At 65.0% G+C, this 26,620-nt stretch carries 25 protein-coding genes and 1 tRNA gene; 14 read left to right on the top strand and 12 right to left on the bottom strand.

What is annotated here, in order from left to right; genetic code table 11:
• The first annotated feature begins 281 nt into the window (after positions 1-281).
• Entirely contained in the window at positions 282-1,895 is a 1,614-nt protein-coding gene (locus ACUXVE_RS10590; protein WP_222388478.1) for a sensor histidine kinase, read from the top strand.
• A gap of 54 nt (positions 1,896-1,949) precedes the next feature.
• Positions 1,950-3,323: a sigma-54-dependent transcriptional regulator gene (locus ACUXVE_RS10595; RefSeq protein WP_445514367.1), complete on the top strand. Its 1,374-nt coding sequence runs from the start codon at positions 1,950-1,952 to the stop codon at positions 3,321-3,323.
• A gap of 261 nt (positions 3,324-3,584) precedes the next feature.
• On the opposite strand, the gene pilB is transcribed toward ACUXVE_RS10595, so the two are convergent.
• Both pilB and ACUXVE_RS10605 read right to left on the bottom strand, forming a co-directional pair.
• Positions 3,585-5,315, bottom strand: a complete 1,731-nt coding sequence (pilB, locus tag ACUXVE_RS10600; RefSeq protein WP_445514368.1) for a type IV-A pilus assembly ATPase PilB — start codon at positions 5,313-5,315, stop codon at positions 3,585-3,587.
• A 130-nt stretch (positions 5,316-5,445) separates the two neighbouring features.
• A complete protein-coding gene (locus ACUXVE_RS10605; protein WP_445514369.1) occupies positions 5,446-5,829 on the bottom strand; it encodes a pilin in 384 nt (127 codons plus the stop codon).
• 347 nt (positions 5,830-6,176) lie between these two features.
• Here ACUXVE_RS10605 and ACUXVE_RS10610 point away from each other — a divergent pair, with 347 nt between their 5' ends.
• From ACUXVE_RS10610 to coaE, 3 genes are read left to right on the top strand one after another with little or no spacing between them, the layout of a single operon-like run.
• On the top strand, positions 6,177-7,436 hold the full coding sequence (locus tag ACUXVE_RS10610) for a type II secretion system F family protein (protein ID WP_445514370.1): 1,260 nt from the start codon (positions 6,177-6,179) through the stop codon (positions 7,434-7,436).
• Between the two features lie 7 nt (positions 7,437-7,443).
• Positions 7,444-8,307, top strand: coding sequence for a prepilin peptidase (locus ACUXVE_RS10615; RefSeq protein ID WP_049463888.1), 864 nt, complete (start codon positions 7,444-7,446; stop codon positions 8,305-8,307).
• Positions 8,308-8,318: 11 nt separating this feature from the next.
• Positions 8,319-8,930 carry a dephospho-CoA kinase gene (gene coaE / locus ACUXVE_RS10620; protein WP_445514371.1) on the top strand — a complete coding sequence of 204 codons (612 nt, stop codon included), beginning with the start codon at positions 8,319-8,321 and terminating at the stop codon, positions 8,928-8,930.
• Between the two features lie 51 nt (positions 8,931-8,981).
• Here the strand turns inward: coaE and ACUXVE_RS10625 are convergent, their stop codons facing one another.
• From ACUXVE_RS10625 to ACUXVE_RS10655, 7 genes are all read right to left on the bottom strand, one after another.
• A complete protein-coding gene (locus ACUXVE_RS10625; RefSeq protein WP_445514372.1) occupies positions 8,982-9,368 on the bottom strand; it encodes a hypothetical protein in 387 nt (128 codons plus the stop codon).
• A 504-nt stretch (positions 9,369-9,872) separates the two neighbouring features.
• A complete protein-coding gene (locus ACUXVE_RS10630) occupies positions 9,873-11,243 on the bottom strand; it encodes a sensor histidine kinase (protein WP_222388474.1) in 1,371 nt (456 codons plus the stop codon).
• Positions 11,206-11,883 (bottom strand): response regulator transcription factor, encoded by a 678-nt coding sequence (locus tag ACUXVE_RS10635; protein ID WP_025874286.1) that lies wholly within the window; start codon positions 11,881-11,883, stop codon positions 11,206-11,208. Before ACUXVE_RS10635 ends, ACUXVE_RS10630 begins: the two co-directional genes overlap by 38 nt.
• Before the next feature lie 8 nt (positions 11,884-11,891).
• Positions 11,892-12,365, bottom strand: a complete 474-nt coding sequence (locus tag ACUXVE_RS10640) for a hypothetical protein (protein WP_140225599.1) — start codon at positions 12,363-12,365, stop codon at positions 11,892-11,894.
• Positions 12,366-12,454: 89 nt separating this feature from the next.
• Entirely contained in the window at positions 12,455-12,931 is a 477-nt protein-coding gene (locus tag ACUXVE_RS10645) for a hypothetical protein (protein ID WP_025874284.1), read from the bottom strand.
• A gap of 255 nt (positions 12,932-13,186) precedes the next feature.
• Complete coding sequence (gene rimK, locus ACUXVE_RS10650; RefSeq protein ID WP_093818761.1) at positions 13,187-14,065, bottom strand: 30S ribosomal protein S6--L-glutamate ligase; 879 nt, start codon at positions 14,063-14,065, stop codon at positions 13,187-13,189.
• Positions 14,066-14,161: 96 nt separating this feature from the next.
• The gene (locus tag ACUXVE_RS10655; RefSeq protein ID WP_445514373.1) at positions 14,162-14,392 is read right to left on the bottom strand and encodes a hypothetical protein; all 231 of its coding nucleotides are present in this window, start codon (positions 14,390-14,392) and stop codon (positions 14,162-14,164) included.
• Between the two features lie 396 nt (positions 14,393-14,788).
• Here ACUXVE_RS10655 and ACUXVE_RS10660 point away from each other — a divergent pair, with 396 nt between their 5' ends.
• Positions 14,789-16,363 carry an N-acetylmuramoyl-L-alanine amidase family protein gene (locus ACUXVE_RS10660; RefSeq protein ID WP_222388472.1) on the top strand — a complete coding sequence of 525 codons (1,575 nt, stop codon included), beginning with the start codon at positions 14,789-14,791 and terminating at the stop codon, positions 16,361-16,363.
• A 347-nt stretch (positions 16,364-16,710) separates the two neighbouring features.
• On the opposite strand, the gene ACUXVE_RS10665 is transcribed toward ACUXVE_RS10660, so the two are convergent.
• Positions 16,711-16,784, bottom strand: a tRNA-Gly gene (locus tag ACUXVE_RS10665).
• 106 nt (positions 16,785-16,890) lie between these two features.
• Positions 16,891-18,723 (bottom strand): autotransporter outer membrane beta-barrel domain-containing protein, encoded by a 1,833-nt coding sequence (locus ACUXVE_RS10670; protein WP_222388471.1) that lies wholly within the window; start codon positions 18,721-18,723, stop codon positions 16,891-16,893.
• Positions 18,724-18,930: 207 nt separating this feature from the next.
• On the opposite strand from ACUXVE_RS10670, the gene thiS reads away from it, so the two are divergent.
• From thiS to ACUXVE_RS10690, 4 genes are all read left to right on the top strand, one after another.
• Entirely contained in the window at positions 18,931-19,131 is a 201-nt protein-coding gene (thiS, locus tag ACUXVE_RS10675; RefSeq protein ID WP_222388470.1) for a sulfur carrier protein ThiS, read from the top strand.
• 132 nt (positions 19,132-19,263) lie between these two features.
• A complete protein-coding gene (locus tag ACUXVE_RS10680; protein ID WP_445514374.1) occupies positions 19,264-20,058 on the top strand; it encodes a thiazole synthase in 795 nt (264 codons plus the stop codon).
• Positions 20,058-20,792, top strand: coding sequence for a tRNA (guanosine(46)-N7)-methyltransferase TrmB (trmB, locus tag ACUXVE_RS10685; protein WP_025874277.1), 735 nt, complete (start codon positions 20,058-20,060; stop codon positions 20,790-20,792). Before ACUXVE_RS10680 ends, trmB begins: the two co-directional genes overlap by 1 nt.
• Positions 20,793-20,819: 27 nt before the next feature.
• Positions 20,820-22,667, top strand: a complete 1,848-nt coding sequence (locus ACUXVE_RS10690; protein WP_025874276.1) for an SLC13 family permease — start codon at positions 20,820-20,822, stop codon at positions 22,665-22,667.
• A gap of 282 nt (positions 22,668-22,949) precedes the next feature.
• Here the strand turns inward: ACUXVE_RS10690 and ACUXVE_RS10695 are convergent, their stop codons facing one another.
• Positions 22,950-23,285 (bottom strand): Rieske (2Fe-2S) protein, encoded by a 336-nt coding sequence (locus ACUXVE_RS10695; protein WP_049469607.1) that lies wholly within the window; start codon positions 23,283-23,285, stop codon positions 22,950-22,952.
• Between the two features lie 178 nt (positions 23,286-23,463).
• Here ACUXVE_RS10695 and ACUXVE_RS10700 point away from each other — a divergent pair, with 178 nt between their 5' ends.
• The 4 genes from ACUXVE_RS10700 to ACUXVE_RS10715 all read left to right on the top strand — a co-directional run bounded on the left by ACUXVE_RS10700 (position 23,464) and on the right by ACUXVE_RS10715 (position 26,603).
• Entirely contained in the window at positions 23,464-23,745 is a 282-nt protein-coding gene (locus tag ACUXVE_RS10700) for a hypothetical protein (RefSeq protein ID WP_025874274.1), read from the top strand.
• Positions 23,746-23,815: 70 nt separating this feature from the next.
• Positions 23,816-24,532, top strand: coding sequence for a fumarylacetoacetate hydrolase family protein (locus ACUXVE_RS10705; RefSeq protein WP_025874273.1), 717 nt, complete (start codon positions 23,816-23,818; stop codon positions 24,530-24,532).
• 56 nt (positions 24,533-24,588) lie between these two features.
• On the top strand, positions 24,589-24,993 hold the full coding sequence (gene mscL, locus ACUXVE_RS10710; protein ID WP_033831860.1) for a large-conductance mechanosensitive channel protein MscL: 405 nt from the start codon (positions 24,589-24,591) through the stop codon (positions 24,991-24,993).
• 188 nt (positions 24,994-25,181) lie between these two features.
• Positions 25,182-26,603 (top strand): M28 family peptidase, encoded by a 1,422-nt coding sequence (locus ACUXVE_RS10715; RefSeq protein WP_445514375.1) that lies wholly within the window; start codon positions 25,182-25,184, stop codon positions 26,601-26,603.
• Positions 26,604-26,620: the final 17 nt, after the last annotated feature.

Consider the following 26,620-nt stretch of genomic DNA (forward strand, 5'->3'; position numbering starts at 1 on the left):
GCCGGCGCCGGGGCGCAAAGAAGTATGGACAAAAGGCCGGGACCGGCCAGATTTCCATGGTCATTCAGGCAGTTGCGGCACGGCCTGGATCACACCGCAAACGCCCGCCCGGGCCGACTGCGCAGCCCAGCCCGGTACAGGCGCCCTATACTGGCCCGGTAAATTCGACCCACGGTGCCGGCACCCGGGCAGCGAGCAGATCCGACGATCGGGGGACGTCGGCAGGTTCGGCCCACCGCCGTCATGACCCAGTTCCAGGCAGCCAGAAGGGGAGTTCCGGCGTGTCACCCAGTGCTTCATTGATCGACCGCATCGAATCGATACCGCGGCGCGAGCTGTATTTCTTCGCCCTGTACCGGGTACTGATCGCCTCGGTCATCGCCGCCCTGCTGTACAGCCCGCTGTCGGCCATGGTCGGCCAAGCGCATCACCCCCGCCTGGCCTATTCGGTCGGCGCCGCCTATCTGCTGCTGTCCCTGTTATGGCTGGTGATCGGCCGCAACGAACGCTGGCTGCGGCAGATCGTGGTCGGCGGCGTGCTGCTGGACATCGTCGCCGCCAGCCTGCTGGCGCACGCCCTGCCCGGCGCCAGCGCCGGCATCTCGATGTCGCTGCTGTTCAACATCGCCGCCGCCGCCACCCTGCTGCCGCTCAGCTGGGGCCTGGTGCTGGCGCTGGCCGCCAGCGTCGCCACCGCTGCCGAGTACCTGTGGAAAGTGCTGGAAGGCGGCGACCCTACCCGCACCCTCGCCGAACTGGCGATGTTCGCCACCAGCTACCTGGCGCTGGCCTTCATCAGCTACCAGGTCGGCAACCGTGCACGCCGCAACCAGCAGTTGGCCAACCAGCGTGGCGACGAAGTGGCCAACCTGTTCCAGATCAACGAACTGATCATCCGCCGCATGCGCACCGGCGTGGTGGTGGTGGACGCCGACAACCGCATCACCCTGGCCAACGAAGCCGCCTCGATCCTGTTGGGCGACGCCGATGGCAACAGTGATTCGGGCCGCCTCGACCTGGCCAGTGTCGCCCCCGAACTTGCCCGGCGCCTGCAACGCTGGCGCAACGGCTGGGCACAGGATGAAATGCCGCTGCAGCTCAACCCCGACCAGCCGGAAGTGCAGCCACGCTTCGCCCGCCTGCTGGCCGGCAGCGACCTGGTGCTGGTGTTCCTGGACGACTCCAGCGTGGTCTCGCGCCGCGCTGAATCGCTCACCCTGTCGGCGATGGGGCGCTTCTCGGCCAGCCTCGCGCACGAGATCCGCAACCCGCTGGCGGCCATCAACTACGCCGTGCAGCTGCTGGAGGAAGGCACCGGCTTCAACGAAAGCGACCGTCGCCTGCTGCAGATCATCCACCAGCAGTGCCAGCGCACCAACGGCATCGTCGAAAGCGTGCTGGGCCTGGCCCGGCGCGAACGCGCCAACCCGGAAAACGTCGACCTGGCCGCCTTCGTGCGCCGCTTCGTGCTGGAGTACAAGCAGGGCCAGACGCTGGAAACCGACAGCATCGAACCGATCATCAACGACACCTCGGTGCCGGCCCAGGTCGACCCGCGCCACCTGTACCAGGTGCTGACCGTGCTGGTGCACAACGCCCTCAAGTACGGCCGCATCGGCGAGCAGCCCGCGCGCGTGCGGCTGCGCGTGGCGCAGCACGAGCGTAGTGCGGTGATCGACGTGATGGACCGTGGCCCCGGCATCCCGGAGACCGTCGCTGCGCAGCTGTTCCGCCCCTTCTTCACCACCTCCGAGCACGGCACCGGCCTGGGCCTGTATATCGCCCGCGAGCTGTGCAGGGCCAACCAGGCGCGGCTGGATTACATCCCCGTCCCCGCCGGCGGCTCCTGCTTCCGCCTGGTACTGCCCGGCCCGCACACCCTGCTTCCGCACTGATTCCGTGCGTCAAACATTTGTCGCCTTCCACACCCTCGGCTATCTTTCCCACCCATGAACGAAACCCGCAGCGCCCTCGTCGTCGACGATGAACGCGATATCCGCGAACTGCTGGTGTTGACCCTCGGCCGCATGGGCCTGCGCATCAGCACCGCCGCCAACCTCGCCGAAGCCCGCGAACTGCTGGCCAGCAATCCCTATGACCTGTGCATCACCGACATGCGCCTGCCCGATGGCAATGGCATCGAACTGGTCAGCGAGATCGCCCAGCACTACCCGCGCACGCCGGTGGCGATGATCACCGCCTTCGGCAGCATGGACCTGGCCGTGGAAGCACTGAAAGCCGGCGCCTTCGATTTCGTCAGCAAGCCGGTGGACATCACCGTGCTGCGCGGCCTGGTCAAGCATGCGCTGGAACTCAACAACAGCGAACGCCCCATTGCCGGGCCTGCTGCGGAACAGGCCGCACGCCTGCTCGGCGAATCGCCGGCCATGGACCAGCTGCGCGCCACCATCGGCAAGGTTGCGCGCAGCCAGGCGCCGGTCTACATCCTGGGCGAATCCGGGGTGGGCAAGGAACTGGTCGCGCGCACCATCCATGCGCAGGGCGCGCGCGCCGCCGGGCCGTTCGTGCCGGTCAACTGTGGCGCCATCCCCACCGAGCTGATGGAGAGCGAGTTCTTCGGCCACCGCAAGGGCAGCTTCACCGGCGCCCATGCCGACAAGCCGGGCCTGTTCCAGGCTGCGCACGGCGGCACCCTGTTCCTGGATGAAGTGGCCGAGCTGCCGCTGCAGATGCAGGTGAAGCTGCTGCGTGCGATCCAGGAAAAATCGGTGCGTGCCGTCGGGGCCCCAAGCGAAGAACCGGTGGACGTGCGCATCCTTTCGGCCACCCACAAGGATCTGGCCGAGCTGGTCGAAGACGGGCGCTTCCGCCACGACCTCTACTACCGCATCAACGTCATCGAACTGCGCGTGCCGCCGCTGCGCGAGCGCCGCCAGGACCTGCCGGCGTTGGCCGCATCGATCCTGGCGCGGCTGGCCCGCAGCCACGGCCGCGCCACCCCGCTGCTGGCACCTTCGGCACTGGACGCGTTGGCCCAGTACGCTTTCCCGGGCAACGTGCGCGAGCTGGAGAACATCCTGGAACGCGCACTGGCACTGGCCGAGGAAGACCGTATCGGCGCCGACGACCTGCGCCTGCCGCAGCATGCGCCGCGCTCACCGGGCAGCGCTGCGCACGCTGAAGCGGTGGTTGATCTGCACCCGGGAAGTGCCGCCCTGCCCTCGTATATCGAGCAGCTTGAACGCAGTGCGATCCAGCGCGCGCTGGAAGAAAACCGTTGGAACAAGACCCGCACTGCCGCGCAGTTGGGCATCACCTTCCGTGCGCTGCGCTACAAGCTGAAGAAGCTGGGGATGGAATAAGGCTGCCCCGTGGTAGTGCCGGCCGCCGGCCGGCAACCCCGTGCACCGCCCATCCACGCATGGCGTGGATCTACTGGGCGTCCTGCGTCGAAATGGTAGTGCCGGCCGCTGGCCGGCAACCTCATGCATCGCGCCATCCACGCATGGCGTGGATCTACTGGTTGCCCCATCCACGCACGGCGTGGATCTACTGGTTGCCCCATCCACGCACGGCGTGGATCTACTGGTTAGACCATCCACGCATGGCGTGGATCTACGGCATCAATCCTTGGTGACGCGATTGATCTCGGCCAGGCTGGTCACGCCCGCGGCCGCCTTCTTCAACGCCGACTGCCGCAGGTCATTCACACCGATCGCCTGCGCAGCCTCGGCAATCTGCAGCGCGTTGCCGCCCGCCAGCACGATGGTCGCGATCTCGTCGGTCATCGGCATCACCTGGTAGAGGCCGGTACGGCCCTTGTAGCCCTCGGTGCATTCGTCGCAGCCCACTGCCTCATACAGTTCGATGCCTGCATCCAGCTGCGCCTGGGTGAAGCCCTCGGCCAGCAGCGCATGCTCCGGCAGATTGGCCGGTCGCTTGCAGTTGTTGCACAACCGGCGCGCCAGGCGCTGGGCGATCACCAACGTCACCGAACTGGTGATGTTGTACGGCGCGATGCCCATGTTCATCAGGCGCGCGATGGTCTGCGGCGCATCGTTGGTATGCAGCGTGGACAGCACCATGTGACCGGTCTGTGCGGCCTTGATCGCAATTTCCGCCGTCTCCAGGTCGCGGATTTCGCCGACCATGATGATGTCCGGATCCTGGCGCAGGAACGAGCGCAGCGCTGCGGCGAAGGTCATGCCGCGCTTGTTGTTCTGCTGCACCTGGTTGACGCCGGGCAGGCGGATTTCCACCGGATCCTCGGCGGTGGAGATGTTGCGGGTCTCGTCGTTGAGGATGCCCAGTGCGGTATACAGCGACACCGTCTTGCCTGAACCGGTCGGGCCGGTCACCAGTACCATGCCGTAAGGCTTGTGGATCGCCTCCAGGAACAGCTTCTGCTGGTCCGGCTCGTAACCCAGCTTGTCGATGCCCAGCTTGGCCGCGCTGCCATCGAGGATACGCAGCACCACCTTCTCGCCGAACAGCGTCGGCAGGGTACTGACGCGGAAATCGATCTGCTTGGTCTTGGAAAGATTGAGCTTGATGCGGCCATCCTGCGGCACGCGCTTTTCAGCGATATCCAGCTGCGCCATCACCTTAAGGCGCGCGGCAATGCGTTGGTTGAGCTTGTTCGGCGCGCGCGCGACCATCTTCAACAGGCCATCGATGCGCAGGCGCACGCGGTAATCGTCTTCGTAGGGCTCGAAGTGGATGTCCGAGGCGCCCTTTCGGATCGCATCGATCAGCACCTTGTTGATGAACTTCACCACCGGGGTATCGTCGCCCTTGGCGTCGATGCCCGAATCGGTGCCGCCGGCCATGTCATCGTCGCCACCGGACACGTCCAGATTGGCCAGCGCCTCGTCGTCGCCGCCGAGCGAGTCGCCCAAGTTGTCATGGCTGGAGTGCCACTGCTCGAGCGTGCGGCGGATCTGGTCCTCGTCGACCAGGATCGGCTCGACCACCAGATTGGTATGGAACTTGATCTCGTCCAGCGAATGGGTCGGATTGCTGGTGCCGACAAACAGCCTGCCACCCCGTTTGAACAGCGGCAGCACGTTGTGCTTGCGCAGCAGCGCTTCGCTGACCAGGTTCATCGCGTTCTGGCTGGCATCGAATACCGACACGTCGAACAGCGCCATGCCGAACTCGACCGCGTTGGCGGCGGCCAGCTGCGGCGGCGAGACCACCTTGTTCTGCGCGAACCAGGTGGGCAGCGGTTGGCGGTCTGCAGCGGCCTTGGCCATGGCATCGCGGGCACCAGCTTCATCCAGTGCGCCGTCCTGCACCAGGCGACGGGCCAGACCGGTGATGCCGACGAGATTGGCGGAGGTGACTGCGTTCATGGCGAGGACTTTGGAAGAAGTGATCAGCTTATAGGGCACCCGATTCGGGCTACACAAACGCAGATGCCCGCGATTTCTCGCGGGCATCTGGGGATCGCATCCAGCACATTGGCTGAAAACTCGACCGCGATTACGGAGTCAGAGTATCGCAGTTGTCGCCCTGATAGCCAGCGATGCTCGAGGTGGTCACGGTGCAAGCCCAGGTCACATTGTCGCTACCGTCACCAAAATTCGGCACCAGCGATACCACTGCCGAGGCGTCATTGGAGGTGCCGGTCAGGGTGCCGGCGTTGCACTGAGCGGAGGTGGCAACACCGGTGCAGACGTCGGCAACTTCCGCAGCCTGGTTCTCGGCGACCTTGATCTTTTCACCGGCAACGCTGGCAACAGCCTGAGTGATCTTCGCCTTGGCGGTGTAGTTGCGGTACTGCGGCAGCGCGATGGCGGCCAGGATCGCGATGATCGCAACGACGATCATCAGTTCGATCAGGGTGAAGCCCTTCTGGTTCTTCATGATTACATCCCCAAGATAAGTGGTGGTTAAGTCAGCGCACAGGATCGATCCGGCCATCGGCCGGCTGAGCGGGTCCTGCACCCTGCGGGTGGATCAACGCAGGTTGCGTGCCAACCCCGGCACGCCTCCCCCTGGATTTCCCCGGGCCCATGATGGCAGCAATTTCTGCGATGTGAACCCCCCAGTCATCATTCTGCGACGGACCCGGCAATGTGACGCAGTGCGTCACCTTTGGTCGGCGGCCGGCACGAATTCGCATTCCGGCCTATCCCGGATCTGCCAAGTGGACGATGAACCCGCTACCATCGGCAGATGCCCGTCTGGGGATGGCGGGCCGGGGAGCCAACATGTCTGTCAGTCGCAGTGCGATCAAGAAAGAGCCGGTGGCGCGCGCCACCATGGAGTTGCAGCCGTTTGTCTGGGAGGGGACCGACAAGCGGGGCGTGAAAATGAAGGGCGAGCAGCTGGCGAAGAACGCCAACCTGCTGCGCGCCGAACTGCGCCGGCAGGGCATCAATCCCGGTCAGGTCAAGGTCAAGCCAAAGCCGCTGTTTGGTGCCGCCGGCAAGGCAATCGGCAGCAAGGACATTGCCTTCTTCAGCCGGCAGATGGCCACCATGATGAAGTCCGGTGTGCCGATCGTATCGGCGCTGGAGATCATCGGCAGCGGGCACAAGAACCCGCGCATGAAGAAGATGGTCGACGGCGTCCGTACCGACATCGAGGGCGGCTCGTCACTGTACGAATCGGTCAGCAAGTACCCGGTGCAGTTTGACGAGCTGTACCGCAACCTGGTACGCGCCGGTGAAGGCGCCGGTGTGCTGGAAACGGTGCTGGACACCGTGGCCACCTACAAGGAAAACATCGAAGGCCTGAAGGGCAAGATCAAGAAGGCGCTGTTCTATCCGGCGATGGTCATCGCGGTGGCGTTGCTGGTCAGCGCGATCCTGCTGATCTTCGTGGTCCCGCAGTTCGAGGAAGTGTTCAAGAGCTTCGGCGCTGACCTGCCCGCCTTCACCCAGATCATCGTCAACGCTTCGCGCTTCATGGTGTCCTGGTGGTGGCTGGTTGCCATCATCGTAATCGGCAGCATTGTCGGCCTGGTCATGGCCTACAAGCGCTCACCCGCCATGCAGCATGCAATGGATCGCTACATCCTGAAGGTGCCGGTGATCGGCCAGATCATGCACAACAGTGCCATCGCCCGCTTCGCCCGCACCACGGCGGTGACCTTCAAGGCCGGCGTGCCGCTGGTGGAGGCGCTGGGCATCGTCGCCGGCGCCACCGGCAACAAGGTCTATGAGGAGGCGGTGCTGCGCATGCGCGATGACGTGTCGGTCGGCTACCCGGTCAACATGGCGATGAAGCAGACCAACCTGTTCCCGCACATGGTCATCCAGATGACCGGCATCGGCGAAGAGGCCGGCGCGCTGGATACCATGCTGTTCAAGGTGGCCGAGTATTATGAGCAGGAGGTCAACAATGCCGTTGACGCCTTGAGCAGCCTGCTCGAACCGATGATCATGGTGTTCATCGGTGTGGTCGTGGGCGGCATGGTCGTCGGCATGTACCTGCCGATCTTCAAGCTCGCCTCCGTCGTCGGATAACACATACATGGCTTTTCTTGACCAGCATCCCGGCCTCGGCTATCCCGCCGCGGCCGGCCTGGGACTGCTTCTGGGCAGCTTCCTGAACGTCGTCATCCTGCGCCTGCCCAAGCGGCTGGAATGGCAGTGGAAGCGCGATGCGCGCGAGGTGCTGGAGGAGCCGGACTTCTACGAGCCGCCCCCGCCGGGCATCGTGGTCGAGCCTTCGCACTGCCCGCATTGCAAGCACAAGCTGGCCTGGTACGAGAACATCCCGCTGTTCAGCTGGATCATCCAGGGCGGCAAGTGCCGCCACTGCAAGGCGCCCATCTCCATCCAGTACCCGCTGGTGGAAGCGCTGACCGCGGTGATGGTGCTGGCCTGCGTGTGGCAGTTTGGCTTCGGCTGGCAGGGCTTTGGCGCCATCGTGCTGACCTGCTTCCTGATCGCCCTGTCCGGCATCGACCTGCGCACGCAGCTGCTCCCGGACCAATTGACCCTGCCGCTGATGTGGCTGGGGTTGATCGGCAGCATCGACAACCTGTACATGCCCGCCAAACCGGCCCTGCTCGGCGCGCTGCTGGGCTACCTGTCGCTGTGGTCGGTGTGGTGGCTGTTCAAGCAGCTGACCGGAAAGGAAGGCATGGGCCACGGCGACTTCAAGCTGCTGGCCGCACTGGGCGCCTGGTGCGGGATGAAGGGCATCCTGCCGATCATCCTGATGTCGTCGGTGCTGGGCGCCCTCATCGGCTCGATCTGGCTGTACAGCCGTGGCCGTGACCGGGCGACACCGATCCCGTTCGGCCCCTACCTGGCACTGGCCGGCTGGCTGTTCTTCATGTGGGGCGAGCCGCTGTTGAACCAGTATCTGGTGATGAGCGGGCTGCGCTGAGGGGAGTCCCCATGAGCCAGTATGTGGTGGGCCTGACCGGCGGCATCGCCTCGGGCAAGAGTGAGGTGACCCGGCGCTTCGAGGCGCTGGGGATTGTCGTGGCCGACGCCGACCTGGCCGCACGTGCGGTGGTGGCGGTGGGCAGCCCTGCCCTCGCCCTGATTGCCGAGCGCTTCGGTGCAGACATGCTGCTCGCCGACGGCGCCCTGGACCGGGCGCGCCTGCGTGCCCACATCTTTGCCGACCCGGCCGAGCGGACGGCGCTGGAAGCGATCACTCACCCGGCCATCCGCCGTCTGATGCAGCAGCAGTGCGAACAGGCCGCCAGCCCCTATGCGCTGGCGGCGATCCCGCTGCTGACCGAAGTGGGCGGTCGCCAGGCCTATCCGTGGCTGGACCGGGTGCTGCTGGTGGATGCCCCGGAAGCCGTGCAGCACGCCCGGCTGATGCAGCGCGACGGCATCGACGCCGCGCTGGCCGACCAGATGATCGCCGCCCAGGCCAACCGCGCGCAGCGCCTCGCGCTGGCTGATGATGTGGTCGTCAATGATGGCCATCCGGATGACCTGCAGGCGCAGGTCGAGCGGTTGCATGCGCGGTATCTGGCGTTGGCGGCCGGATAACCCTGCAGGTCCATCGGCACCGCGCGAACGGGCATCCACGCATGCGTGGATCTACTCCAGCTGCTGGCGGGCGTAGCGGGCCAGTTCGCGGGCGGCCAGCAACAGACCTTCCACTACATCCGGCGGCAATTGCTGGCCTGTGCTGCCCTGGACGCGTGCCGCTTCGGCGGCGTGCAGCATCTGGATCAGCGCATTGAGACCGGCCAGGGTACGGCTGAGGCTGGCCAGGGTTACGGCCTGCGAGGGCGTGAGACCGGTGCCCTTCCGGGTCTGGCCATCGGCGTTATCGCGCCCATCCATGCGCGCCATCAGCGCGGGCAGCAGGTCGCTGGGTTCGGCCAGTACATCTTCGATGCGTTCGGCGATGTCGCCCGGCAACTGATCGGCGGATTCGCCAACCAGGCGGCGCAGGTTCGGATAGGTGGTGCGTGCAGACATGGCAATGCTCCTCGCAGACGGCAAGGCCACCCGCGGATGCGGGGTGGCGGACGGTGCGGGTTGGCGTACCGGATCACAACAATCAACAAAACACTCCGGCGGACTCTTCAAAGTCCCCACGCACCGCCCGCCGAAGCAAGGGCATCGCGATGCATTTTCCATGACGGCCTTCGGCGCATCAGAGGTTTGTTGATTGTTGGGTCGATTTCAGGACGCCAATCCCGGCCGGGGCGATGACCCCGACCGTGCCATCTCGCCAGCTGCATGCACTGCGGTCATGAGGCGAAAACGCCATGCTGGCCAACCGTCTGCGGAACCGTGCGGTGTGACACGCACGGGGCGCGGAGTACATCACGCAGGTGTCGTACTGGACCAGAAACACCGCACCTTCGCGGAAGCTGCATTGGCGCTGCATGCGTCATATCGCGCCGATCAGGAGATTTTGGCGACGGAGGATTCGTGCCGACCAAGGTCGGCACCCACCAAAGCAGCAGCCAGAATGGGTTACAGCGGCTTCGGCGAGAACGTCAGCGTAGCGATCACGCCACGGGCGCCGCCCGGGCGCACGCTCACCTGCCAGCCGTACAGATCGCACAGGCGGCTGACGATCGACAGGCCAATGCCACCGCCCTGCGAGTGACCGGCATGAGTACCGCGATAGCCGCGCTGGAACAGCTTGGCGGCATCTTCCTCGCTCAGGCCCGGCCCGCTGTCGGTCACCGACACGGCGTTGGCGCCCACATGCACGCGCACCTCGCCATCCTGCGAATACTTCACCGCATTGCCGATCAGGTTGCCCAGCGCCACCGACAGCGCCGCTTCGGGGGCATCGATGACCAGATCACGTTCGCCATCCAGGTGCAGCTCCAGCGGCTTGCCACCCAACTGGGCGCGGTGCGCGTCCAGCAGCTGTTCGGCCACCCGGGCTACATTGCTGCTGCCCTGCCCGCGTTCGTTGCGCGACAGCAGCAGCAGCGCGCCGATCAGATCGCTGCACTGCTGCTCGGCACGCTGGATGCGCTGCAGGCGCTGCAATACCTTCTCGTCCAGGCCCGGGCGGGTCAGCAGAAGCTCGGTGGCGCCACGGATCACCGCCAACGGCGTGCGCAGCTCGTGGCTGACATCGGCATTGAACTCACGGTCGCGCTGCACCACTTCGGTCAGCCGCGAGGAATAGTCATCCAGCGCCTGTGCCAACTGGCCCACTTCGTCATCCGGGAAGCGCGGCGCCAACGGCTCGGGCTCACTGGTACCGCCACGGTACGCACGCAGGCGCGCGGCCAGATCCGAGACCGGCTTCATCACCTTGGAGGCCGACCACCAGCCCAGTACCAGCGACAGCAGGCTGAACACCAGCACCGACAGGAACAGCGCGCGGTTGAGCTGCTGCCCACCGCGAACGCTGTCGGTCATGTCGTAGGCCAGGAACGCCCAGGCATCGGGAGTTTTGCGCACGGCCAGCTTGTAGGAATAGCGCTCGCCGCGCTCGTCCACACCGCCCATGTTGTACAGGCCGTCCTTGAACTCGTACCAGTCCGGCTCCTCCTCGCGCAGGGCTTCGAACTTGTCCGGCTTGATCAGGCGCGCGCGCATCTGCTGCACCGGCAGGTCGGGGTTGCGGTCCGGGCTTTCGTAATAACGCCGCACGTACTCGCTGATGTTGCGGTTCATCACGTCTTCCACCAGCTGGTTTTCCACCCGCATGCGGGCCCAGTTGGTGGCGAACGCGAACAGTGTCGTCAGGCAGAAGCCCAACAACACGAACGAGACGATGATGCGGCTGCGCAGGCGCCGCCGATAAGGCGTGCGCCGGCGCTCCCCCTTGCCTGCCACAGAATCAGGCTTCCGGCGTAGCGATGCGGTATCCGATGCCATGGCGGGTCTGGATCATCGGCACTTCAAAGGGCTTGTCCACCACAGCGCGCAGGCCGTGGATGTGCACGCGCAGCGAATCGGAGTCCGGCAGTTCTTCGCCCCAGACACGGGTTTCCAGCTCCTGCCGCGTGACCACGGCCGGGGCCGCTTCCATCAGCGCCTGCAGGATCTTCAATGCGGTCGGGTTGAGCTGCAGCAACTTGCCCTGGCGGCGCACTTCCAGCGTGTCCAGGTTGTATTCCAGGTCACCGGTTTCCAGCACGCGGGTCTGCACGCCCTTGCCGCGACGCGACAGGGCGTTCAGACGCACTTCCACTTCCTGCAGTGCGAACGGCTTGATCAGGTAGTCGTCAGCACCGGAATCGAAGCCGGCCAGCTTGTTGTCCAGCGAATCGCGCGCGGTCAGCATCAGCACCGGAGTCTGCTTGCGCGCTTCATTGCGAAGCTTGCGGCAGACTTCGATGCCGTCCATGCCGGGCAGGTTGAGGTCCAGGACAATCGCGTCGAACTCGTGCACGACAGCCAGATGCAACCCGGTCACTCCGTCGGCAGCGAAGTCCACGGTGTGGCCCCGGTCCTCCAGGTAGTCGCCCAGATTGGCCGCAATGTCGCTGTTGTCTTCGATTACCAGGATTCTCACTGTCACCTCTAATTGACGAATTTACCGACGCGCTGGGCCTGGCCCATGTCGCGCTGCGCCTTGTCCTTCTGCCGAGCACGCTCGGCAACGGTCAAGCACTGCGTGGACGACATGTTGGAACCGATGGCCTTCTCACGTCGGCATATTAGACGACTATCCTCACGCGCCCGTGTCAAAACGGTGTTCACGACCTGCTGATCGTTGAAGACCTCGGTTCGTACCGATTCAGGCATCGCGTCCTTGGTCGGGTACTGCTCGGCGGCGGCGCGGATGCGAACCAGCGTCTCGCGGACCTTGCCGCGCTCTTCCTGACGCAGCTCGGAATAGGTTTCGCCATCGTTGAGTTCGATCTCGATGCGCTCTACCTGCTGCAGCAGCGGCTTGCCCGGCAGGAATACCTCTTCGGCACTCTTGGCCCCTGCCGAGGCAGCGACCAGGGCCAATGCCGAAACCAGAACCGCTGATATCACTGGATGCTTCATGACAAACGAATCCCTGTCTGAGGTGAACGCCGACTGTATGCGGATGCCCGCTCTGCCAGCAAGTGCTGGGCGGCAGGGTGCAGGCCGACTTAAAGCTTGGAGTCGGGGTTCAAGTTGCTGTAGGTGCGCTGGTCGTTGAGCAGGGCCTTGCCCTTCTCTTCGATGCGGCGCCGTTCGGCCACGGTCATGCAACGGCTCTTGGGCATGTTGCTGCCCGTGGTGCGCTGGTACGAGCAGATCTGGCGGCTGTCGTCGTGGGCGCGCGTCAGGATGCTGTTGACCCGCTCCTGATCGTTGAAGACGTCGTTCTGCACCTGCGGTGGCAACTCCTGGACGGTCTGCCGGTCGCCCATCCGCTGGGTGATCCGCGCCAGTGCCTGCTGGACCTGACTGCGGTCCTCGGCGGAGATTTCGTTGTAGTCGCCCTGCTGCAGGGCTTTTTCGACCTGGCGGACCTGCTCGGCCACCGGGGTCTGGCGGTCCATCTGCACAGCCGCCTTTTCCGGCTTGGCCAGTGCAACGCCAGGCAGGCACAGCAACAGCACGATCATCGTGGTGCGGTACATCGCCAACCTCCCGATCCTTCGGAACGAAGGCCCAACTCTACGAGTGTCCCCACGTGCCCACAAGGGCCCCTTGGCAGGGGGACACCGGGCATAAAAAAGACCCAGGCGGTGCACCCGCCTGGGCCTGAAGTTGTATCCCGATACCGATCCTGCTGAGAGGCAGAGCTGCGGTTCGTTGAAGGCTACGCCCGGGGCGATTAAAGCAGTGTTAAACCCGCCAACCTCGCCTGAATTTAATTTCAAGCCACTGAAATATCAGGTTTTTTTGATCTTCTCGACATGTTCGATGATGCGTGCGGCCACATCCACCCCGCAGGCGGCCTCGATCCCTTCCAGGCCCGGGGTGGAGTTCACCTCCAGCACCAGCGGGCCGCGCTCGGAGCGGATCAGGTCCACCCCGCAGACGCCCAGCCCCAACGCCTTGGCCGAACGCACCGCCACCTGCTGCTCGGCCCGGCTGGCCTTGGACGCCACCGCCGTGCCGCCGGCATGCAGGTTCGAGCGGAAATCCCCCTCCGGTGCCTGGCGCTGCATCGACGCCACCACCTGGTCGCCGACCACGAAGCAACGCAGGTCGGCGCCCTTGGCCTCGCCGATGAACTCCTGCATCAGGAAGTTGGCATACAGGCCACGCAGGGCTTCAACGATGCCGCGCGAGGCGCTGGCCTTCTCGGTGAGGATCACGCCACGGCCCTGGGTGCCTTCATTGAGCTTCACCACATGCGGCGGCGGGCCGAGCATGGACAACAGGTCGACGGTGTCATCCGGGTTGTCACCAAAGACGGTGACCGGCATGTCGATGCCCTTGGCCGCCAGCAGCTGGTGCGCCCGCAGCTTGTCGCGCGAGCGCAGGATCGCGTCGGACGGATTGGGCGTGCGTGCGCCCATCAGTTCGAACTGGCGCAGCACGGCGGTGCCATAGCGGGTGACCGAAGCACCGATGCGCGGGATGACCGCATCCACGCCGGTCATCGGCCGGCCCTTGTAGTGCATGGAAAAGCCGTCTGCGGCGATGCGCATGTAGCAGCGCAGCGGATCCAGGATGCGCACGGTATGGCCGCGCGCGCGCGCGGCCTCGACCAGCCGACGGGTGGAGTACAGCCGGGTGTTGCGGGACAGGATGGCGAGCTTCATCGCAGTGGGATCGGTCGGCAGGCGCGAAGCATAGCGTGGTGGCGTTGCGTCTGGATGATGCTGCCTGGCGGCACCACCGTGCGCCGGGCCTCCCCTTCATTCCGCCGCTGGATAGCCGCGTGCGGCCTCGCCCAGAGCGGCGATGCACGCCATCTGGACGGTCGACCCGCTGAAGGCGTCCTGATAGATCTGCCCGATCAACCGCGCCGCCTCCGGGCCACCGGCACGCCCGAGTGCTCGAACCGCTTCGACCTGTTTGGCCGATCCGATGCCGGCCGAAAGGAAGATCCTGTGCAGCCGTATGACAACGTCGTCCCTGCTTTCCATGCGCATGTTTCCACTTGAAAGAAGTCTGGACGCTACCGCGCACTGCCTGCACGGGAAATGCGGATTGTTGGAAACGAACGCCCCGCGCTCGGCCTGAACCGGGCCCGACAGGATCTAGCCGATGCGAACGAAGCGGGCCCACCTGAATCGCTCGCCCAAGCGACTTTTGATTGTGCGAGGTCACGAGGGCGCCCCGGCCAGCTCGACGCCGTAGGGCAATGCCGCGACAGCACTTGGCCATTCCCCTACCCAGCATCTTGCACGCCTGAAAAGGCCACCGTTCACCTTCGCCGACTGGAATTACCTGCAATAGACGGGGAGTTACCTGACTTCAAACGACGCGATCATTGTTGATAACCTCGGACGCAGGGGATCCATCAGCAAAGGAGATGCATGATGCCTGTTACGCAACGTGGGAGATTGGCTTGTATCGTCGCAGGGCTGGCACTTTCTGTAGCACTCGCCGCCAATGCAAGCACACGACAGACACAGCCTCAGCAGCAACAGCGACTTCCCTCTGTGGCGGAAAGCATGTCGATTTTCCGACAACTGGAGCCTGAACTGCAGCGTTTTGTGGATCAGCAGACGCGGCTACCGGGCCAAGAAGGGCGTGTACTTGTCCGGATCACTCCTGAGCCGTCTACAGGCATAGTCTGGATTGATCTGGATTCAGGCTATTTGCCTAAAGGGGCGAAGGAGCTGAGTGAGAGTTTCGGCGAAAAGATCGGCGAGATCGAGGCGGAGCTTTACGAGTACCTCTCCGGAACTGTCGGATTCAAGTACGTTATTGCACGAATCGGGGGTAAAACGATCAATGAAATCCTTCCCCCGGAGCGTCTGCTGAAACACAAGGACCAGCGCAGCACTCGCGCTGCGTCAGCCCCCGTGCCGGGTCTGGTTGTCATCAATCCAGGCCACGGCAAGTACTTCCACTATGGGAGTAATACTTGGGAGTACGAGCGACCTGAACCCTATGCAGGCACCACCGACGTGCATGAGGACGACATCACACCGCGCTTTGCTTCGATGCTCAACACATGGCTCACCTCCCGCAGCAGAGATTTCGTCACCGAAGTCCGGCATACACGGGCCATCGGAAATCCGTTCATCGAGGAGGAAAGCAATCTCTCCTGGAAAGACTTGGCTGCTCGCTACCACATCAAGTCACTGCTGCCCGACGAGGGTCCCACAATCTGGAACCGCTTCCCCGACGGCCAGCCCAACCGTCGCGATCTTCGTGAGCAGGACGACGACATCGCAGCCCGCGCCAGATACGCCAATCACATCAATGCAGAGACGTTCATCTCTCTGCACACCAACGCGGCCACTGCAACCGCACGTGGAGTGCTGGTGATGACAAAATTGGATGATCCATCATCTGTACAGCTCTCCAACAACATTCTCTGCTACATGAAAGAGCAGATAAATGCGCTGGAGAACTACGCGGACTTCGTCATCAGGCCGAACCTCGTCAATGGCAATAACAAGGCAGAAGTCCGCGATGCGGAGATGCCTACAGCACTGATTGAAGTAGCCTTCCACTCCAACGCCGAAGACGCCAAAGCACTTCAGGACTCAGAGTTCCGTGCGGCAGCTATGAAGGGCGTGGAGAAGGGCTATCGAACGTTCAGGAATGGGGAGACCGATTGTCGACCACTAACTATCACGAATCTGCCTCCGGTCACCGGGCCACATCTCACCGATATTCCTTATACCTTCCAGTTCATGGGATCACCGACCTATCCGCTGTACCTTCGCAGCAAAGTTGTGACCTGCCCTCCGGATTACCACTGCAGCCAGAACTCCACGCAGTACATATCTCCCAGCAGTACGCCAGACACACTGAATTCAGTTGCCAACTGCACGACTGTGCGCCCGGTTGCAGGCGCTGTAATTGAAGTTGATCGTTATCTTGAAGACTCTGACGGCGTCAGAAGTCCCTTGGTGCGAAGCAAGATCACCTGTACTTGACGCGGGCCACTCATTTCCCCACATTGATTTGCTGCACCTGACCGAAGACGCGCCTCGTTGCTGGAAGCACGAACCTGCCGAACGAGCAGCGAAGACTCACAACTCGCAGCCGATCGCGAATGAAGCGAGTCTTCCCTTGACGGGCGCGCATCGCGCTGAGGATTCGATAAGACCCGCGAGGCGGCGGACATTCACGAGGCGCAGGCCCAGCCGAGCATCCATCAGTCACCACGACCGGGATCCACGCGCGAAAGAAAAGAGAGTCCAAAACCACTTCGGCGCAGTGAATTGCGAAGCGCTTCGGTTATTGCGGAGCGCCTCGATCTGGCGCAAAACGCTGGAAGACATGGAGCGGGCGAAGGGAATCGAACCCTCGTCAGTAGCTTGGGAAGCTACAGCTCTACCATTGAGCTACGCCCGCGTTGCCCGACAAGTCTATGCGGGGCACGTGTTCAAACGCAACGGGCAAGCCCTTGCAGCCTGCCCGTGACGGTGACGGCAGGCCCGCAGGCCTGCCGTCGTGTGCCTCAGAAGCTGCCGCTGAAGCTGGCAAACAGCGTCGCGTCCTGCGCACGCTTCTGCAGGGTGGTGGCGCTCAGGCCGATGTTGCTCTGCAGGCCGAACAGCTCCATGCGCGCGCCCAGGATGGCGGTTGCATAGTTCTTGTCGAAGTCCATGCCCGGCACGCGGTACATGCCGACGTCCGGCAGGCTCTGCACCCAGGCGCTGGCCTGCTTGGTGTCTTCGAACTCGTGGTCGTAGGTCACCTGCACGTACGGCTTGACGGTGCCGCCGTCGAAGCGGGCCTGCCAACCGATACGGCCGACGGTGGAATCGACATCCTGCTTGCCGTAACCCAGCGCGGTGGCCAGGGTGCCGGCATCGGCGCTTTCGGTGTAACCGTCGAGCTTGACCTGCTGCCAGATCACCGAGGCGATCGGGCCGTGGCGGAAGCCGCCTTCGGTGCCGAACTCGTAACCGGCGTTCAGGGCGGCGGTCAGGTTGCTGCCGTCCGGCGAGCCACCGTGTTCGCGGGTGGCCGGGCCGAGCTGGACCTTGCGGTTCACGTCATAGGACAGCCAGGTGTAGCTGACCTGGCCATTGACCCAGATGCGCTCGCCGTACCAGCCGGCGAACAGACCAGCCGTGGTGTCCTTCTGGGTGAAATCGCCACGGCTGTTGCCGAAGTCGGCATTCAGGCGGCCAAAGCCGGCGAAGCCGCCGAAGACCATGCCGTCACGTGCCCAGTCGACACCGAACAGGCCGGCCGGGGCCAGGCCGTCGTACAGATCGGCGTGGTCGTAGCGCTGCATGTCACCGCGCACGCCGCCCCACCAGGACATGCCGTCGGCCGGGCGGCCGGCCTGGTGCAGGCTGACCTGGTCGGCGCGCGAACGGCCGATGGTCTGTGCCGAGTGGCTCAGCACCTGCTGCAGGCGCGGGCCTTCCAGGATCGAGAGGGCGTACTGACCCAGCATCTGGTGTGCGGCCGAGGTCGGGTGCACGTCATCGGCGAACAGGTAGCTGCTGGCCGCGTCCGGGCGCGCGTAGGCCAGCGGGCTGCAGGTCAGTGACGAAGCCACCAGGCAGGCGCGGCCGGTGACGTTGCTGAAACCATACATGCCCGGATTGGCAATGATTTCATGCAGCAGGGTGTAGGTATCAAGCGGGATGAAGTCGATGCCGGCCTGCTTCAGGCCACCGTACAGCGCAGTGTTGTACGCGGTGGACAGGGCCGTACCCTGCGCTTGACCCGCCGCACCGCGGTCGATGAACCCGGGGGTGATACCGACGTCGGGCAGGTTCGGCACCAGCACATACTGCGCGCCGGCCTGCTTGAGGCTGGCCACGATGCCGATCTGGTCGGTCACCGCTGCGCCAATCACGGCCGGGGCCTGGGCCGGAGCGGTGATCGAGAACAGGTCGTTGGCGCCCCCCCACACGGTGTACAGCGCATTCGGGTCGGCCTTGCCACCGTTGGCAGCAAGATACCTGGCCATCTGCGTCTTCAGCGACGGCACCGGCACGTTGCCGAAGGCCGGCTGGGTCAGGTCGGTACCCACGCGGGCACCGCCGACAGCGTAGTTGTCACCGGTCTGGCCGTTGCCGTTGGGGGACGCATTGGTGCCGTAGTAATCGGCGACGAACTGCGCCCACTCCCAACCGGGGTTGGTGGTGAACTGGCCGGCGACCGGACGCGCCTCCGCCGGCAGCAAGGGACGGTAGTAGCCGCTGTCGGTGAGGCTGTCACCGAAGAACACGGTACGGGTGAACGGGGATTCGCCTGCCATGGCCGGCAGCGCGGCCAGCGCGATCGCGGCCGCCATGAGGGAGCGGATCGGGCGTTTGCTGAGCAGCATGTAAAAACTCCTGTGGGGATATCGTTTGAGGATCCGACGCACGTACGCCGGCGCACGGTGAATGGTTTCACTGCGCCGCCAATTGCTCACGCTGCGCCGCCGCATGGATTGTCGCCCGAGCCAGGCTTGAAGGGCTTTGCCGGTGCGGGCGTAGCGCATAACTTGCAACGGTTCCGATGCGAACCGGCGATCAGCGACAATGGCCCCATGAACATCCAGCTCAATGGCCAACCCCGCACCCTGCCCGCTTCGGCGACCCTCCTGGACCTGCTCGCGGCCGAGCAGCTGTTGCAGCGCCGGGTGGCGGTGGAGGTGAACGGCGAGATCGTCAGCCGCAGCCTTCATGCCGAGCATGTGCTGGCCGAGGGCGATGTGGTGGAGATCGTGCATGCCCTGGGTGGCGGCTGAGGCATCCCGCGCTCCGCGCTCGCCGGGCGTGGCCCGGCGCTACCCTGCGCATCCGTTCCGGTAGCGCCGGGCCATGCCCGGCGGCGTCGAAGTGACGACCCCATCTTCGGGCGGATAAGCGATAATCGCGTCATGAACGCTCATGTCTCCCCCGATTCGCTGGTGATCGCCGGCAAGGCCTACAGCTCGCGGCTGCTCACCGGCACCGGCAAGTTCAAGGATCTGGAAGAAACCCGCCTGGCCACCGAGGCCGCAGGCGCCCGGATCGTCACCGTGGCCATCCGCCGCACCAACATCGGCCAGAACCCGGGCGAACCGAACCTGCTCGACGTGCTGCCGCCGGGCCGTTACACCATCCTGCCCAACACCGCCGGCTGCTACACCGCCGAGGATGCCGTGCGCACCTGCCGCCTGGCCCGCGAACTGCTGGACGGCCACAACCTGACCAAGCTGGAAGTACTGGGCGACCAGAAGTCGCTGTACCCGGACGTGGTGCAGACCCTCAAGGCCGCCGAGCAGCTGGTCAAGGACGGTTTCGAGGTGATGGTCTATACCTCCGATGACCCGATCCTGGCCAAGCGCCTGGAAGAGATCGGCTGCGCTGCGGTGATGCCGCTGGCCGCGCCGATCGGCTCGGGTCTGGGCATCCAGAACAAGTACAACCTGCTGCAGATCATCGAAGACGCCAAGGTGCCGATCATCGTCGACGCCGGCGTGGGCACCGCGTCGGATGCGGCGATCGCGATGGAGCTGGGCTGCGACGGCGTGCTGATGAACACCGCCATCGCCGGTGCGCGCAACCCGGTGCTGATGGCCAGCGCCATGCGCAAGGCCGTGGAAGCCGGCCGCGAGGCGTTCCTGGCCGGCCGCATTCCGCGCAAGCGCTATGCCAGTGCGTCCTCCCCGATCGATGGGTTGATCGGCTGATGACCAATCCATTCGACAGCGCCGGTTCGAAGGCGCCGCCCAAGCCGTTCACGGTCAACGAAGGCCGCCGTGAAGTGCGCAGTTTCGTGCTGCGCCAGGGCCGTTTCACCCCGGCCCAGCAGCGCGCGTTCGACGAGCGCTGGCCGCGTTTCGGCCTGGATTTCAGCGGTGAACCGCGTGATCTGGATGCCACCTTCGGCCGCGATGCGCACAAGGTGCTGGAAATCGGCTTCGGCAACGGCGCCGCGCTGCGCTTCGCCGCACAGCAGGACCCCAGCCGCGACTACATCGGCCTGGAAGTGCACGCACCTGGTGTAGGCCGCCTGCTGAACGCGCTGGCCGACGACAACGCCGACCACGTGCGCCTGTACCACCACGACGCGGTGGAAGTGCTGGAAAAGGAAATCGCCGATGGCGCGCTGGACGAAGTGCGCATCTACTTCCCCGACCCGTGGCACAAGAAGCGCCACAACAAGCGTCGCCTGATCCAGCCTGGTTTTGCCGAGCTGCTGGTGCGCAAGCTGCGCCCCGGTGGCCGCCTGCACTGTGCCACCGACTGGGAGGATTACGCCGAGCAGATGTGGGACGTGCTCGATGCCACCCCCGGCCTGGTCAACCGCGCCGGCCCGCGTGGCAGCGTGCCGCGCCCGGACTGGCGCCCGCAGACCCACTTCGAGACCCGCGGCCAGAAGCTCGGCCATGGCGTCTGGGACCTGTTGTACGACCGCACCTGATGAACGCCTGAGGACGCCGCGCCCCACATGGATACCGCGCTGACGCTGACCACTGACATGAAGCTCGTGCTCGGGCTGGTCGGCTTCACAATGGCGATGTTCCTGTTCGAGCGCATCCGCGCCGACGTGGTCGCGCTGGTGGTGCTGGTGGTGCTGGGCGTGACCGGCCTGATCGCGCCGGAGGAGATCTTCGGCGGCTTCTCCGGCAACGCGGTGATGAGCATCATCGCCACCACCATCCTCGGCGCGGGCCTGGACCGCACCGGTGCGTTGAACCGCCTCGCAGCCTGGCTGCTGCGGCGCGGCCATGGCGTGGAGCAGCGGCTGCTGATGATGACCACGGCCATCGCCGGCCTGAACTCGTCCTTCATGCAGAACCCGTCGGTGATGGCGTTGTACCTGCCGGTCGCCTCGCGCCTGGCCGCGCGCACCGGGCTGACCATGCAGCGCCTGCTGCTGCCGATCTCGGCGGCGATCGTGATGGGTGGCGCGCTGACCATGGTCGGCAACTCGCCGCTGATCCTGCTGAACGATCTGCTGGCCTCGGCCAACAACAACCTGCCCTCCGGCCTGGCCACCATCGAGCCGCTGCGCATGTTCGCGCCGCTGCCGATCGGCATCGCCCTGCTGATCGCCTCGCTGCTGTATTTCCGCTACTACGGCGACCGCAAGCTGGTGGAAGAGGAAAGCCTGGTCAACGACGGCACCACGCCGGCCCGCACCGAGAGCTACTTCGCCAAGACCTACGGCATCGAAGGCGACGTGTTCGAGCTGGTGGTCACCGCCGAGAGCCCGCTGGTCGGCATGACCCTGGGCGAAGCCGAGAACCTGCATGACGCGCCACTGCTGCTGGCACTGAAGACCGGCAATGACACCCGCCTGGCACCGCCGGCGGAAATGCGCATCTGGGTGGGCAGCGTGCTCGGTGCGATGGGCCCGCGCCAGCAGATCCACGATTTCGCGCAGAACCAGTTCCTGCGCATGTCCTCGCGCCTGAAGCACCTGGGCGACCTGTTCAATCCCAGCCGCGCCGGCATTTCCGAGGCGGTGGTGCCGCCGACCTCCGGCGTCATCGGCAAGACCGCAGGCGAGCTGCGCCTGCGCAAGGAACGCGGCATCAGCCTGCTGGCGATCAACCGCGACAAGCAGGTGATCCGCGAGGATGTGCGCGATGTGCAGCTGCGCGCCGGCGACATGCTGGTCTTCCACAGCATCTGGACCGACCTGGCGCAGGCCGCCAAGAGCCGCGACTTCGTGGTGGTCACCGATTACCCCACCGGCGAGCAGCGCCCGCACAAGTTCAAGATCGCCATGGCGATCTTCGCCCTGACCATCCTGATCGCGCTGACCAGCAAACTGCCGGTGGCGCTGACCCTGATGACCGGCGTGGCCGGGATGCTGTTGACCGGCGTGCTGCGCATGGACGAGGCCTATGCCTCGATCAACTGGAAGACGGTGTTCATGATGGCCGGGCTGATTCCGCTCGGCTGGGCGATGGATTCCAGTGGCGCAGCGGCATGGGTGGCCGGCCACACCATCGACAAGCTGCCCACCGGCATTCCGATCTGGGTGCTGGAATTGGCGCTGGCGCTGCTGACCACGGTGTTCTCGCTGGTGATCAGCCATGTGGGCGCGACCATCGTGATGGTGCCGATCGCGGTGAACCTGGCGCTGGCGGCCGGCGGCAATCCCACGGCGTTCGCGCTGATCGTGGCGCTGTCGGCGTCGAACAACCTGATGACGGCGTCGAACCCGGTGATTTCGATGATCACCGGCCCGGCCAACTACACCCCGCGCGAGATGTGGCGGGTCGGCGGCCCGCTGTCACTGATCTACACCTGCGTGGTGGTGGTGATGATCAACCTGATGTTCTGAGGGTTGGGTTTGTTGGCAGGGCTGCGCCCTGCACCCGCAGAGGCAACGGCAACGGCCTGCATTCCTTGGGATGACGAGGTGGGTGTCGACCTTGGTCGACACGGTAGATCCACGCCATGCGTGGATGGATTCCTGGATGTTTCGCTGATGTGGGGGGGGCTGAACTCGGTGGGTTCTGAACTTGGTGGGTTCTGAACTTGGTGGGTTCTGAACTCGGTGGGTTCTGAACTCGGTGGGTTCTGAACTCGGTGGGTGCGGACCGTTGGTCCGCACACCGATGCCTCAGGCCAGGTAGACCTGCCCATCCCGCACATCCACCGGCACTGCGCGCAGGCGGTCGCCCTTGCAGGGGCCGGCGATGCAGTCGCCACTGTCCAGCGCGAACGAGGCGCCGTGGGCGGCGCAGACCAGGTGGCCTTCTCGGCTCTTCAGGAACTGGCCGGGCGCCCAATCCAGGCGCCGGCCCGCGTGCGGGCAGATGTTCAGGAACGCGCGCACCTGTTCACCGTCGCGGTACAGCAGCAGCGACTCGGCATCGCCATCAACCACCGCTTCAACCTCGGCAAACGCACCATCGGCAATGGCATCCAGGGTGATCAGGGCAACAGCGGCAGTCATGGCGAAGGCTCCTACGGAATCGCGCATTGTCGCATGCCTGGTCATGTGACTAGCTGCGACATGAACACAAGTCATTGATCCGTAATAAGCCAAGGCTATATTTAACGAGTTTTTCACTCAATGACAGTGGCAGCTGCCGATACTCATGGCTCGCTGATTTCCAGCCTATCGAGCCACCATGTTCAATCGCGATTTCGCCTTCAACCAGTTCCGCACCCTGTTTGCCCCGCGCAAGCCGCGCCATCCGCTGGTGCGCGTTGCCGTGGGCCTGCTCGGCCTGGCGATCCTGGCCGCGATGGTGTTCATCGGCGTATTCGTCGGTGCAGCCATGATCCTGGTGGGCCTGGCGTGGAAGCTGCTGGCTTCGCGCAAGCCCGGCCCGAGCCGCCCGGTCGACCCGAACGTGGTCGAGGGCGAGTACCACGTGGTGCGCAAGTCGGCGCTGCCGTCCTCGCGCTGATCGACGCTGCCCGCTGACGGCGGGCCTTGCTGCGTTCTAGACTGCGGGCACTCCCTTCCTGGATGCCCGCATGTCCGATGTCTCCGATGTGATCCCTGCTGCAGCCACGCCGCGTGTACCGGTGGTTGGCGGCGGCAGCTTTCCCGTGCACCGCATCTACTGCGTCGGCCGCAACTTCGCCGACCACGCGCGTGAGATGGGTGCTGCCGTGCCCGCCGCAGATGATCGCGGCCGCCCGATGTTCTTCACCAAGCCGGCCGACGCCATCGTGGTCGGCCACGACGATGTGATCCCCTACCCGCCTGCCACCAGCAACCTGCATCACGAGGTGGAACTGGTGGTGGCGATCGGCCGTGACGCGCCCACCGGCGTGCTGGCCGTGGCCGACGCCGAGGCCCTGGTTTATGGCTATGCCGTGGGCCTGGACCTGACCCGCCGCGACCTGCAGGCGGCCGCCAAGGAGAAGGGCCACCCGTGGGATTCGGCCAAGGGTTTCGATGCCTCTGCACCGATCAGCGAGATCGTGCACGCCGGTGAAGTCGGCGATCTGGCCGCGCTCAATCTGTCGCTGGAGATCAATGGCGAAGTCCGCCAGCAGTCCCTGCTCGACCAGATGATCTGGAACGTGCCGGAGATCCTGCACGAGCTGTCCAAGCTGTGGCAGCTGCGCGCCGGCGACCTGGTGTTCATGGGCACGCCGTCCGGCGTGGCCGCACTGAAGCCCGGCGACCGTTTCAGTGCACGCCTTGAGAACGTGGCCGAACGCCACGGCGTGATCGCCGGCTGACATCACCTGCGCTACCCTTCGCGCTGTCCCCTCTCGCCCTCAGGAGAAAAACAACAATGGGAATGCTCACCGAGTTCAAGGAATTCGCGATGCGCGGCAACGTCATCGACCTCGCCGTCGGCGTGGTGATTGGCGCTGCCTTCGGCAAGATCGTCACCGCGCTGGTGGAGAAGATCATCATGCCGCCGCTGGGCTACCTCATTGGCCGGGTGGATTTCTCGCACCTGGCGTGGACGCTGTCGCCGGCCAGCATCGGGCCTGATGGCAAGGAAATCCCGGCCGTGGTGATCGGCTACGGTGATTTCATCAACACGCTGATCCAGTTCGTGATCGTGGCCTTCGCCATCTTCCTGGTGATCAAGGTGATCAACCGCCTGTCGCGCAAGAAGGAAGCCGCTCCGGCAGCGCCGGCCGAGGAAGTGGTGCTGCTGCGCGAGATCCGCGACAGCCTGAAGAAATAAGGTGGGTAGCGCCGGGCCATGCCCGGCGGAAACGGTGAACGCCGCCCTGCGAAAGCCCTGCCCCGGCGGGGCTTTCGCTTTGCTGCATCTGGCGGAAAACAGCATCCGCGCCGGCCATGACCTCCCGCCCATGCGCGGCGCTGAACGACTGTTAAGCTCCAAGGCTTACACCCTTCCCGGAGCTGTCCATGCGTCGCCGCGTCCTTGCCATCGCATCCTCCCTCGCCCTGCTGGCCGCGCCGGCCTTCGCGGCGCCGCATGCCACCACCCTGCCGCCGGCTTCGCTGGCCACCGCCGCGCAGCTGCGCGACCAGGCGCTGGCCGATGACACCGGCTGGAAGGTGGTCGAATCGTTGACCACCGAGATCGGCCCTCGCATCGCCGGCAGCGAGGCCGACGCCCGTGCCGTGGCCTGGGCCGAAGCCAAGTTCAAGGCACTGGGTTTTGACAAGGTGTGGAAGGAACCGGTGACCTTCCCGAAATGGGAGCGCCGCAGCGAGCACGCCGCCGTGACCGGCAGGAACCCGCAACCGCTGCAGATCACCGCGCTGGGTGGCAGCCCGGGTGGTACGGTCGAAGCCGAGGTGGTGCGGTTTGCCGATCTGGCCGCGCTGCAGGCCGCACCGGCGGGTTCGCTGAAGGGCAAGATCGTCTTCGTCGATTACCAGATGCTGCCGTTCCGCGATGGCCGCGACTATGGCCGTGGCGGCGCGATCCGCAGCAAGGGCCCGTCCGAGGCCATCCGCAAGGGCGCGATCGGTTTCCTGATGCGCTCGGCCGGTACCGATTCGCACCGCGTGCCGCACACCGGCATCACCCGCTTCGATGACGGCCTGACCCCGGTGCCGTCGGCGGCGCTGTCGGTGCCCGACGCCGACCAGCTGGCGCGCCTGCTTGCCCGTGGCGCAACCACGGTGAAGGTCGCACTGGACTGCGGTTGGGATGGCACCGCGACCTCGTACAACGTGATCGGTGAGATCACCGGCCGCACGCTGCCGAAGGAAGTGGTGGTGATCGGTGGACACCTGGACTCGTGGGACCTGGGCACCGGCGCGGTCGATGACGGCGCAGGCGTGGGCATCACCATGGCCGCCGGTCATCTGATCGGCCAGCTGAAGCAGGCGCCGAAGCGCACCATCCGCGTGGTCGCCTTCGCCAACGAAGAGCAGGGCCTGTATGGCGGCAAGGCCTACGCCGAGGCGCACGCCAAGGACGTAGCCCTGCACCAGCTGGCCGCCGAGAGCGATTTCGGTGCTGGCCGCATCTACGCCTTCAACACCGGTTCGCCGAACCCGGAAGGCTCGCGCGAAGCGACGAAGCAGATTGCCGAAGTGATGAAGCCGCTGGGCATCGAGTACGCCGCCGACAAGGGTGGCCCAGGGCCGGATGTCGGTCCGCTGGCCGCAAAGGGTGGCGCATGGGCGTGGCTGGCGCAGGATGGCTCGGATTACTTCCACCTGCACCACACCGCCGACGACACCCTCGACAAGATCGACCCGAAGGCGCTGGCCCAGAACGTGGCGGCCTACACTGTGTTTGCGTACCTGGCCGCCGAAGCCGATGGCAGTTTCGGCAGTGAAGCCAAGGCGACCACGCCGCCGAACGAGTGACGCAGCAACGGCGCGGC

The sequence above is a fragment of the Stenotrophomonas sp. 3(2025) genome (genome assembly GCF_052665395.1).